At 71.4% G+C, this 12,518-nt stretch carries 1 protein-coding gene; it reads right to left on the bottom strand.

All coding sequences use genetic code 11. From position 1 onward, the window contains the following. Nucleotides 1-136: 136 nt before the first annotated feature. Nucleotides 137-12,412, bottom strand: coding sequence for a tetratricopeptide repeat protein (locus tag G4D83_RS03360; RefSeq protein ID WP_163862680.1), 12,276 nt, complete (start codon nucleotides 12,410-12,412; stop codon nucleotides 137-139). Nucleotides 12,413-12,518 lie beyond the last annotated feature (106 nt).

Raw genomic sequence — 12,518 nt, 5'->3', positions numbered from 1 at the left:
CTCTTCCGCAAGCCTCGGAAATGACGGGAGAAATCCCGTCGGAATCGTAGAAGTGCCCACTGGAGGGGTCAAGGATCAGTGCCTTGACCGCCCGGTCGCTCATCAACGCGTGAACCCTTCTCGGGGTTCTATCGTGCTATCGACGAACCTGCACCTCCACGTGTGTGCCAACAGCCACACGCAGGTTGTGGAGCTCTTCGGACGTGGCGAAGACGAGCAACTCCTTGAGCTTGTTGCGAGGCGCCACCCGGAACGAGCTCCCCGTCTCCCCCTGGACCAGCCGGCGCACCGGCTCCATCTCCCCGGCGACAAAGAGGCCCGCGCGCGACGCGGTGAGCTCCGCGCCCTCCAGGAACTGGCGCACGGACTGAGGTGTCGCGGTGGGAAGCCAGGCGCGCGCCGCCTTCGCGAGCGCCGCGCGGTCCACGTCGGTGAGGACCTTCTCCAGGGCGCGCCGCTCCATCTCCACGCCGTGGAGGGACTCGGCGACACGCACATTGCCCACCACGAGGTTGAGGGCCGCCTGGAGGATGGCCTCCAGTCGCTCCGCGGGCACGTACTGCGCGAAGGCCAGCTCCGGACGGGCCAGCGCGAGGGCACGCCCCAGGAGGTAGTACACCTCCTTCTGTCCCTGCTCCGCGAAGTACTTGCCACCCACGCGAACGCAGGGCGGGTGCGTCTGCAGGAGCTCCACGTTGACCAGCGGCTCCGGTGCGGGCTCGTTGGAGCGTTTGGCCATGCGCTCGCGCGTCGCCACGAGGAAGGGTGAGTACAGCTCCACGCCCTCCATGCCCAACAGGCGCGCCACGTAGCGGTAGTGGTGCACGTGGTACTCCTGCGCGCTGGCCACGTCGATGCGGTGCTTCTTGGGCACCAGCTGGTACTGGGTGAAGGGCACCGCGTACAGGTGTCCCGCCTTCGCGAAGAGCAGCCCGAGCAGCTCCGCCAGCGGGCCCCGCGACTTCGGGTGGAACAGCTGCGTGTGCCACAGCTGGTCGTCCACCGGCCGCTGCGCCACTTCCTTCTTCTTCGCGTAGGGCCCCAGCTTGGAGAGGATCTCCTTCTCGTCCTCCCCTGCTTCACCCAGGAGCCCCGACGCGGCCTGCGCCGCGAGCCACGCCAGGTCGTAGTCCTTGCGCAGCGCCGCCAGCCGGACGATCTGCCCGCACACCTTGCGCGCATCCGTCGTGTGAGGCAGCGCGCGACGAAGCGCGGCGATGGCCTCTTCCTCCTTGCCGGGCATGTTGCCGGCGAGGTCCGCGAAGGCCTCCTGCACCGCCGCATCGTCCGGGAGGCCCTTGGCGGCCACGCCATAGGCGGCCACCGCGCCCTCTGGATGCTTGAGCACCTGGTGGTACAGGTCTCCCAGCGCCCGCCACAGCGCCATGCGCGCCACGTGCGTCTCCGGCGTCTTGGGCAGCCGCCCGAGCATCTTCGTGTAGTTCTCCTCCAACTGCTTCCACTGGCGGGCACCGCCGAGCATCGCCTCCAGAGAGCTGAACGCCTCGACGAAGCGCGGGTCCAGGTCCAGGGCCGCGTTGAACGCCTGCGTCGCGCCCTCCACGTCCTTCAAGTCATCGCGGCGCAGCTCGCCCAACGCGAACCACACGCGCTTGGCCTTGTGCGGCTCCGAAGCGAGCGCGGGCAACGCCAGCATCCGCGCCAGCACATCCGCGGCCTTCTGGCCCTGACGCGTCTCGCGCAGGAGCACGTACAGCTGGTCCATCACCTCCAGCGCGTCCGGCTGGACCTTGAGCGCGCCGGTGAAGGCGTCGATGGCCATGTACGGGTCATGCAGTTCGTCGCGGGAGATGCGGCCCAGGTCCAGGTACACCTTCGCCTTGGCCTCGCCCTCCAGCTCGGCGACGAGTTGCTGGCGCAGGTCGGCGGACTTCTCGAACTGCCCCGCCTTGTCCATCAACACGACGAGCGCGCGCAGCGTGGGCTCGTGGCCCGGGTTGATGGCGAGCGCCTTCTCGAAGTGGTTCTGCGCGCGGTCCACCTGGCCGAGCGCGGCGTGGATGTCACCGAGCTGCCAGTAGACCTCCACCACCTCCAGGTCCGTGAGGTCCTCGCGGTGGTGGATGAGGATGGTCTGGAACACCTTGAGCGCGCCCTCGTAGCGGCGCGTCTGGACCAGCAGGTTTCCGTAGCCCTCGAGCGCCGGCAGGTACGTCGCGTCGCGCTCGTACGCCGTCTCGTAGCAGCTCAGGGCCTTGTCGCGGCGCCCCAGCTTCTCCGCCACGTAGCCCAGTCGGTAGAGCTGGCGGCACAGGTCCGCGGCAGTGGCCGAGTCCTTTTCCACCATGGCCTTGTCCGACAGCTTGCGCGTGACGATGTCCAGCATCCGCTCGGCCATCGCCCACTCCTCGTGGGCGATATAGACGTCCGCCAGCGGGCGCGCGGCCTCGACGCTGTCCGGGATGTGCTTGAGCGCCTCTTCCCAGTAGCCCGTGGCCGTGTCCCGGTCCTCGCGCGTCTCCGCGTGGTAGCGCGCCACGTCCAGCAGGGCGCGACCCTTGGCGGCCGGGTCCTCGGTCTGCTCCGCCTCCTGGCGCAGCGTCTGCTCGTAGCCGCTCCAGTCCTTCTCCTGCTCCTGGATGCCCTTGAGGGCGCGGATGCTGGGCAGGTGGCCCGCGTCGATGGCGATGGCCTGCTGATAGGCACTCCGGGCGCTGCCCGAGTCCATCAGCATGTCCTCGTTGATCTTCCCCAAGCGGTAGAACAGCTCCACCGCGTCCTTCGACTGGCCGGCGAGCTCCGCTTCCTTCTGGAGCATCTCCAGCGCGAAGGGCCAGTTGCCGCTGCGCTCGTACAGGTTGCCCAGGGCGTGCAGCGCGGGACGGCTCTCGGGGTCCGCTGCGAGCGCGGCGTGGTAGCTGTTGACGGCCCGGTCCACCACCTTGAGCGACTGGTACTGGACGTTGCCGATGTCCACGTACAGCTCGGCCTGCTCCTGCGGGCTGACGGCCAGGGAGAGCTGCCGCTCGTAGGCGTTGATGAGGTCTTCCCAGCGCGCCTGGGCCCGGCGCAGCCGGATGAGGACCTTGATGGCCTGGACGTTCTGCGGGTCGATGGAGAGCACGCCCTCCACGCACACGTCCGCGTTGGCCGGGTTCTGGTACTTGTCCTCCCAGATGCTGGCGCTGCGGAAGAGGACGCGGACCTTCTCGCGCCAGTCCTCGCTCAGCTCCAGCATCCGCTCGTAGATGGCGAGCAGGTCCGCGGGCTGGTCCAGCTTGGTGTGCAGCCGCTCCAGCGACTCCAGCGCCTCGCGGTTGACCGGGTCCAGCTCCAGCGCCTGCCGGAAGGCGGCGACGGCGGAGTCGTCATCGGAGAGATCTCTCTCGAAGACTCCGGCGACCTCCACCTGGATGCGCGCGCGCTCCTCGGCCGTGTCCGCCAGGTCGCGGGCGCGCAGGAGCGTCATCGCCACGTCGCGCCACGCGCGCTGGCGCCGGTACAGCGCGGTGAGCACGCCGAGCGTCTCCGCGTCCGGCTCCAGCTCCAGGGCGCGCAGGAGCGCACTGGCGGCCTCCGACGGGTCCTCCAGCTTCTCGTCCCAGACGCGGGCAATCTCCTTCAGGATGCCCTTGCGCTGCTCGATGGAGCCGGCGGCCTCGAGCTTCTGCTCCAGCGCCACCACGTACTCGCGCTCCTGGCCGCGACGGTGGAAGACGGCGGCCAGTCCGTCCAGCGCGGTGGCGTTGGTCGGGTCGAACTCGAGAATCTTCCGGAACGCGGCCTCCGCGGCCTGCGGGTCATCCAGGCGCGTGTCATGGACTCGCGCGAGCGTGGCATAGAGCCGCTCCGCCAGCGGGCCGCGAGGCAGCTCGTCCGCCACCTCCTCGAAGACCGCGGCCAGTTCCTCGTGGCTGCCCGTCTCGTCCGCCAGACGCTCCACTTCCTCGCGCAGCGAGTCGTCCGAGGGGTCGAGCTGCAACGCGCGGCACAGCGCCAGGAAGGCCACGTCCTTCTGACCCAGCCGCTCTTCCTGCACCCGGGCCAGCTCGCGCAGCGCGGCCATCTTCTCTTCGTCCGTGACGAAGTGGGGCATGTAGCGGTCGACCGCCGTCGCGTACGCGCGCCAGTCGTTGTACGTGCGGTACAGCTCGCACACCCGCCCGTAGGCCGTGCGGTTCGACGGGTCCAGCTCCAGCACCTTCTCCAGGGCCCCCGAGGACTGCTCGGGCTTGCCACCCGGCCCCGCCCACAGGTCCGCCACCTCGAAGTACGTGGCGACGGCCTGCTCACGCTCCTCGGCGCCCAGGTGTACCTGCACCTTGAGTTCCAGTGCACGCACGGCGTCATTCCACGCGCGCAGGGAGACGAAGAGCGCGTGCACACGCACGAGTTCCTGAACCAGGTGCGGCTCCACCTCGAGCGCGCGGCGGGCGGCGTCCAGCGCCTCCTCGCGACGACCCATGCCGGCCAGCACTTCCGCCAGGCGCAGGCGCAGCGCCTTCACGCCTTCACTGTTCTCTTGCAGGGGAATGAGCCGGCGCAGCACGCCGACGAGTTCCTCGCGCTGCTCCGTCTCATCGTACAGCTCGCGCAGCGTGTCGAGCACCGCGCGATTGCGCGCGTCCCGGTCCAACGCCGCCTTGAAGTACGGCACGGCCGCATCGGGCTGCTTGAGCAGCCGGTACACCACGCGGCCCAACCGCTCGTTGAGGCGCACCACCTCGCGAGGGTCCAGCGTCATCGCCAGACGCCCTTCGAGCAGTTCGCGCAGGTCCTGCGGCCGGTCCGCGCGCTCGTACAGCGACTCCAGCGCGGAGAAGGCCTGGTCGTTGCGCGCGTTCTTCGCCAGCAGCTCGCGGTACAGCTCGATGGAGCCGCCCAGGTCGGAGAGCCCCTCGGCGGACACCTGCGCCATCTTCGCGAGGACGCGGTCCCGCTCCGGCCCCACGACCTTGTCGGCCTGGAGCTTGAGGATGGCGTAGAGCTTCTCCGACGCCGAGGCGCCTTCGTAGATGCTCTCCAGCAGCCGCGCGGAGGCCAGATGTCCGGGCTCCAGCTTGAGGATGGCCTCGTACGCTCCCGCCGCGCGGTCCGGACTGTCCAGCCGCTCCTGGTAGAGCTGCCCCAGGCGGAAGAGGTATCCCACGCGATCCACCTGCTCGGTGGACGTGGAGACCAGCGCCTCCAGGATTCCCGCCAGCTCCGGCCACGCCTGCAGCTCCATGTACAGGCGGTCCAACGCCACCAGCGCCCGCCCCTGAACGGCGACGTGCAGCGTGCGCGCCCGCTCGTAGTAGGACACCGCGCGGTCGGAGTCGCGCAGCTTCGACTCCAGCAACTGGCCCAGCTTCAGGCACACCTGCGCCGCGTCCGCGGCCTCGGCCACGCGTGGCAGGGCTTCCTCGTACGCGGCGACCAGTTCGTCATAGCCGTCGGACGCGTCCGTCGCGTTCTCGAGACGCCGGCGCACCTCGCCGTCGTTCGGGTCCTCCTTGAAGGCGCGGAAGAGGGCCAGGAACGTCAGCTCCACTTCGCCCTGCGACTCACGCAGCGTGGCCAGCTCGCCCAGCAGCGCCTTGCGCTCGAACGAGTCCGCGGACACACCCACGCGCGTCTCGATGACCTGCGCCAGCCGGGGCACGTCGCCGCTCGCGCGGAAGGCCCGCAGCAGGGTCTCCACCGCGAGCAGGTTCTGCGGCTCGCGCGACACCAGGCCCTCCATCCGGCCCACGGCGCCGGGATGGTTGGGCTGCACCGTCAGCACCTCGCCGTACAGCGCCAGCGCGCCCGTCCGGTCCAACAGCCGCGTCTCACGCACCGAGGCCAGCCGGAACTTCAGCTCCAGGCCCGCCTCCGGGGGCATCAGCGCGATGCGGCGGGCCAGCACGTCCGCCAGCTCCGGCCAGCGCTCCTGCTTCTGGCAGAGCGCCTCCATCCGCTCCAACGCGGCCATGTCGTCCGGCTTGAGTTCCAGCAGCCGCCGGAACGTCGCCAACGCACCGAGCGCGTCCTGGAGCTGCTCCTCCTGCAGATGTCCAATCTGGAAGAGAACCACCGCGCGACGGGCCGGTTCCTCGGCCACGGCGAGTTGACGGCGCAGCACCTCCAGCAGCTCCGACGGCTTGCCCTGCGAGGCCACCAGGCGGACCGTGCCATCCAACGCCTCGGTGTCCGTGGGACGCAGCTCCAGCACGCGCTTCCAGGACGTCAGCGCCTCGGAGGGCTCACCCAGGTCCGTCTGCAGTCGCGCCAGGGTCCGGTACAGCTCGGCCCGCGCGGCGTCGCCCGCCTTGGGAGCGACTTCCATGATGACCGCGCCCAGCTCCTCGGGAGCCTCGGCCCGGTCCACCAGCGACGCGCACAGCTCCAACGAGCGCAGGTCGTCGGGCAGCTCGCGCAACGCACGCGTCGCCGCCAGGAAGCCCATCTCCGCGTTCTCCAGCGGGCCGGCATACATCTCCGCGATGCGACGCAACAGCGCCGCGCGCTCCTGCGGCACCGCCTCCGCCGACACGCGGGACTCCAGCATCTCCACCTGCTTCAGGTGGTTGCCCACCGCGACGAAGACAGGCTCCAGCGTGCTGGCGGCGGCTCCTCGCAGCGGGCTCTCCGAGCGGGCCATCTCCTCGAGCGCGCCCACCGCGCCCGCATGTCCCGCCCGGCGCGCCAGCACTGACTGGTACAACTCCAGGGCTCCGCGCGGGTCATCCAGGCGCGAGAACTTCAGTCGGCCCAGGCGCACGCGCAGGTCGGAGGCTTCTTCCTGTGCGCCACGCGCGTCCGCGAGCTGGGTTTCCCGCTCGATGTGCTGCGCCAGCTCCGGCCAGCGCTCCATGTCCGCCAGCACGCGTCCCAGCAGCTTGATGGCGTTCGCGTTCTCCGGCCTGAGGGCGAGGACCTCGCGGTACGCCTGCGCCGCCAGCGCCTTGTCCGCCAGCGTCTCCTCGGCGAGGTGCGCCAGCTCGAACAGGAGATTCACCTGCGACGCCGGGCTTGGCTCCGCCGCCACCTGACGCCGCATGACGAGCGCCAGCTCACGGTGCGCACCGGTGCGACGGTGGACGCGGGAGATGGACTCCAGCACCGCCTTGTTCTTCGGGTCCCTCCGACTCACCTCCTCCAGCGCCCGGACCGCCAGGTCGTAGCGCTTGAGGCGGTTGTCGTAGAGCGTCGCCAGCCGGCGCCACAAGTCACCCGCGAGCGGCTCCTGCGTGTCGCGCTCCAGCTGGTCCTCGTAGGCGCCAGCGACTTCCTCGAACGAACCGGAGTCGGCCGCCAGCCGCTCCAGCTCGTCACGCACCGAGGTCTCCTGCGGGAACTCGTTGAAGGCCCGCAGCCGCGCGACGAACGCGAGCGAGGTCTGCCCCAACGCCTCGCGCAGGGTGGCGATCTCCTGGATGTGCTCCAGCCGCCGCTCCGGCGCGACGCCGGGCAACAACACCTCCAGCACCTCCACCAGCTTTCGCGTGTCGTTCAGGCCGCGATAGACGGGCTCCAGCAGGCGTGCCGCCTCCACGCGGGGCCCATCGTGCGCCATCAGGCGCTCCAGGCCCGCGACCACCTGACCGTCACCGGGCGCCAGCTCCAGCAGCCGGCGATACACCGGCAGCGCCTCCGTCGGCCCCACTTCCTTCTCGAGCAACTGCGCGCGCTTCAGCAGCCAGCTCCGTCGCGCGGCGTCATCCGCGGCGCCCTCGGCGAGCTGCTCCAGCACGTCCGCCTGCTCCACGAACCGCCGCGCCTTCGCGTACAGCTTCTCCAGCGCGAGCAACCCCTCTGGCACCCGTCGCAGCGCGAGCGCGGAGCGGTACGTCTCGACGGCCCGCGCGTCCTCACCCGAGTTGGCGTAGGCCTCGCCCGCCTTGAGCAGCAGTCCCACGCGCTCTTCAGCGTCCTGGGAGAGCTGGGCCTGACGGGTGTAGACCTCGGAGAGGCTCTTGGCGTTCTGGCCCTTCTCGTACAGCCGGGACAGCGACTCCAGGGCCTGACGGTCCTGCGGGGCGTCCGCGAGCAGGTTCTTCCAGAGCCGCGCGGCCTCCTCGGGCTGATCCAACGACTCGCGAATCTCCGCCGCGCGACGCAGCAACTCCAACGCCGCCGGCTCTCCCTCCGTGAGCTCCACCGCCGCGGACTCGTAGATCTCCGCGAGCACCTCGTGGCTGCCCGTCTCGCGCGCCAGGCGCTCCAGGTCGGGACGCACGCCGTCCCGGTCCAATCCCTGCGCGAAGGACTTCACCGCCGACATGAAGGCCAGCGACGGCTGCCGCATGTCGCGCTCGTAGATGCGGCGCACCTCTCCGGCCAGGAGGATCTTCTCCACCGTGAGGGCCGACTCCATCCGTACCTCGCGAAGCGCCACGCGGCGGGCATGGTCCCCCACCTGCGCGAGCACCGGGTCCAACACCTCCAGCGCGGCGCCACTGGCCGTCACCGCCGCCTTCACCCACGCCTCCAGCGCGGCGCGCGAGCCGGGATGACCGGAGTCCTCGGAGAGGATGCGCCTGTAGAGGCCCAGCGCCGCGTTCGGGTCGTCCAGCACCGTGCGCTGCAGCTCCGCCAGCCGGAAGGAGACTTCTCGTCCCTGCGGGCTCTGCCCCTCCTGGTTGCGGCGCAGCGCCAGCGCCCAGGCGAGGTCCTGATGCTTTTCCAGCTCCGTGTAGAGCCGGTCCAACGCCGCCGCGGCCTCACGGCTCGCCGAGTCGCGCTCGGCGATGGCTCGCCACGCCTCCGACGCGCTCTCCAGGTCCGACAGGCGCGTCTCGTGAAGCAGCGCGGCCTCGCGCAGGAACGCGAGCTGCTCGGCGGGCTCCGGCGACGCGGCGGCCAGCTTCTCCAGCACCTCGGCCAGCGCGGCCCACTCCTCGCCCGCGCGGTGCAACCGCTGCAAGGAACGAAGGCTGTCCAGGTTGCCCGGCTCCAGGGCCAGCAACGCACGCAGCGCCTTCACCGCGCCCGCCTTGTCGTCGAGCTTCTTCTCCTGCACCTCGGCCAGCTCGCGAAGCAGTGCGCCGCGCGCGGGCCCCACGTCGCCCTCCTCCGCCAGCTCCGCGATGATCTCCGCGTAGCTGTCCACCGAGTCCGCGTCCTCCGCCGCCTGACGCGCCGTGGAGCGAAGTCCCGCGTCGCCCGGCGCCAGCCGCAGGGCCCGCGCCAGGGCGGCGAACGCCAGCTCCGGCTGCCGCAGGTGCGCCAGATGCACCTGCGCGGCCTGCCGCAGCACCTGCACCCGCGCCGCGTCGTCCTTCGCCACCTCCGCCAGCACGTCCAACGTGGCCACCAGCTTGCGGTGGTCCTTGGTCCGCTCGAGCGCGGGCAGCAGCACGCGCGCCGCCGCCTCGCGCGAAGGCCCCGAGGCCAGCATCGCCTCCAGCGCAGCGAGCGCATCCGGGTCCGAGGGACGCTGGAGCAGGATGTCCGCGTAGCTCTGCACCGCCTCCGCGCTGCCGTCCTGCGTGCCCTGCAGCAACTGCGCGCGCCGCAGCTTCAGACGCGACACCTTGTCCGACTCGCCCGCCGACTCCGCCAGGCCAATCATCCGCGCCAGCGTCTCGCCCAGCTCGCGCGTACGGCCCGCCTTCTCGTACAGCTCCGCCAGGCGCGGCAGGTGCCGGCCTTCCTCGGCGCCATGCGAGAGCGCTGAATTGAGCGCCTCGGCGGCCTGCGCCGGACGGCCCAGCTCCACGTTCAGGTCCACGAGTTGGAGGAGCAGCTCCAGTCGCTCTGCCCCGCGCGCGCCGTGGATGCGCTTGCGCAGCAGCTCCTCGGCGTCCGCCGAACGTCCCGCGCGCCCATACAACCGCACGAGCCGCTGGAGCACCGGACCCGACTCCGGAGCCCGCTCCACCGCAGCCTCCAGCGCGGCGATGGCATCCGCCACCAACCCGCCCTCCTCCGTCAGCGTCGCCGCCTCGGTCAAGAGCGACAGCGCCAGCGTGGGGTCTTCCGCCTCCGTCGCCAGCGTGCGCAGCACCCGGCTCAGCTCCGCGTGCGCGGACAAGTCTCTCGCCAGCCGCAGCGCCTCGGCGCGCGTGGAGTCATCCCTCGGGTCCTCGCGCAGCACGCGCACCCGGGTGTCGAAGGCCGCGCGGCTGTCCGCGAGCTGCTTCTCGTGGATGCTCGCCAGCAGCGAGTAGAGGCGCTTGCGCGCCGTCGGCTCCGTCGTGGCTTCGAGCTGCTGCTGGAGCGCCGCCACCTGTCGCTGGTGGTCTCCCGCGCGCCCGTAGTGCGCCGCCAGCGCCTCGGTGACCTCCTGCGTCCGCACCCCCGCCGCCGCCAGTCGCTCCAGGCCGCCCACCACCACACCGGTGGACACGTTCTCCGACAGCAGGCCCAGGAACAGGTCCGCCGCGTCCTCCTGACGTCCCAGACGCTCCGCGTACAGCTTGGCCTGCCGCGCCGTCCACTCGTTGCGCTCCAGCTGCGTCTCCGCCAGCGACGCCAGCCGTCCCGCCAGCGACGCCGCTTCGTCGAAGCGCGACAGCGCCACGCACAGCGCCTGCAGCCGCTGCACCGCGCCCACCTCGTCGGGCGCGAGCTGCATCCACTCGCGCACCAGCGGCTCCAGCTCCTCGGGCGCGGCGCCAGCGGCCTCGCGCCGCGTCACCTCCGCCTCCAGCCGGGCCTTCGGGTCATCCGCGAGCGCCGCGGCCGCCTGCAGCGACTTCACCGCCTCCGCGGCGACCTCGTCACCTGGAAGCCGCGCCAGCACCTCGCGCCACGCGGCCTCCGCGCGCACCGGGTCCGCCAGCGGGCCCTGGAGCAGCTGCGCCAGGTGCCGCCACAGCGTCGCCGCGACCTCCACCACCGGGGCAGCCTGCGCCGCGCGCTGCAGCGCCAGGGCCAGCGCGGGCCGCGCATTCGCCTTCTCCGCGTGCTCCACCACCGAGCCGAGCAGCAGCGGACGCGCGGGGTCCAGCTCCAGCGCGCGCGACAGCACCTCGAAGGCGCCACGCGCGTCGTCCTTCTCCTCGAACATCAGCGCGAGCGCCTCGCAGAAGGCCACCCGCTCCGCCCGGGGACGCGGCGCCAGGAGCGCCAGGTCCAGGAGCGGCACCACGGCTTCCAGCTCCTCGTCCTCGGCCAGGAGCCGCGCCAACTGGAAGGCCGCCAGCGCATGCGTGGGGTCCAGCTTCAGCGCCGCTTCCAGGTGCGCGCGCGCCGCCGCGCCGTCCTTCAACTGCGTCAGACACAGCTCCGCCAGGCGCAGCCGCATCGCGGCCTGGCCCGACTTGTCCTTCACCGTGCCCAGGTAGCGCTCCAGCACCACCACCGCGTCCGCCGCCCTGCCCCCCTCCAGCAACAGCTCCGCCGAGAGGCTCGCCGCGTCCGCGCGCGACGGGTCCGCCGCCACCGCCTTCTCGAAGGCCCCCAGCGCGCCCGGCGCGTCGTTCAGCCGGCCCAGCCGCAGCGTGCCCACGCGCAGCCACAGGTCCACCTGCGCGGCGCGGTCCTTCACCTCGCCCGCCATGGATTCAATCTGCGCAATCGCCGCCGCGAAGTCGCCACCGGAGCGCGCCGCCATCTTCTCGATGAGCGACAGTCCCTCGGGCATGCCCGGCCACAGCAGGAAGCAGCGGTCCAACGCCTCCTTCACCTTGCCGGCGGCGCCCGGGTCGTACCAGGCGAACAGCTTCGCCACGAGCAGCGACAGCCGGGCGGCGCTCTTCCTGTCGCGCTCCTCCAGCGACATGCTGCGCAGCATCCGCACGCGGTCCCGCCACGTCTGCTCGAAGCGCTGCAGCGCCCGGGTGGCCTTCTCCACGCGCGCGTTCTGCGGCTCCAGCGTCCGCGCGACTTCCAGCACCCGCTGCGCCAGCTCATGCTCGGTGGGGTCATCCACCAGTCGCTCGGCCAGCGCCGCGTACTCCTCGGACATCCCCGCGTCGCCCAGCGCCTCGCGCTCGCGCTCGAGCGCCTCGAAGGCCGTCTGGAAGCGCTCCTCGGACAAGAGCAACTGCCGCACGCGCCGGAAGATGGCCCGGTCCGACTTCGCCCGCGCCGCGCGCTGCAGGCACAGCACCGCCCTGTCGCGACGGAAGAGCTTCTGCTCGTAGAGGTCCGCGGCCTTCAGGTAGTGGCCCGCGCTCTCCTCGCCCTGCGTGGAGCTGCCCAGGCGCTCCAGCACGTCCGCGAGAGCGGCGGCGTCCTGACGCGTCTCATGCAGCCGCTTGAGGCCCCGCAACGCGGGCAGCGGCTCCTTCGCCACGAGCAAGGCGCGCTTGAGCAGTTCCTCGGCGCGAGGTGCGTTGCGTTGACGCTCGTGCGCCAGCTCCGCGGCACGGCACAACAGGCGCACGGCCTCGTCGGTGGCGACATCGCGCGAGCGACCCTCGTACAGACGAATCAGCTCTTCCACGCGGCCGGCTTTCTCCAGGGAGGCCTCGGCTTCGACGAAGCTCCGGTCATCGGACACGCGCAGCGTGGGTCGAGGAGACGTGGGCTGTTGCATGGGGAGGGCGGGCCTCGGGGGTGAAAATGGAACGCAGCGGGGGCGCCAGCCGCCGGACTCTACCGGCCGCGTGCGCCCCCGAGCAATCGTGCAAAACCCGCCAAAG

The sequence above is a fragment of the Myxococcus eversor genome (assembly GCF_010894455.1).
GTDB lineage: Bacteria > Myxococcota > Myxococcia > Myxococcales > Myxococcaceae > Myxococcus > Myxococcus eversor.
This window is presented reverse-complemented; position numbering and strand designations above follow the sequence as displayed.

What these genes read in the sequence shown, in the direction of transcription:
- G4D83_RS03360 (WP_163862680.1), bottom strand. Translation starts at nt 12,412, where the DNA reads ATGCAACAGCCCACGTCTCCTCGACCCACGCTGCGCGTGTCCGATGAC.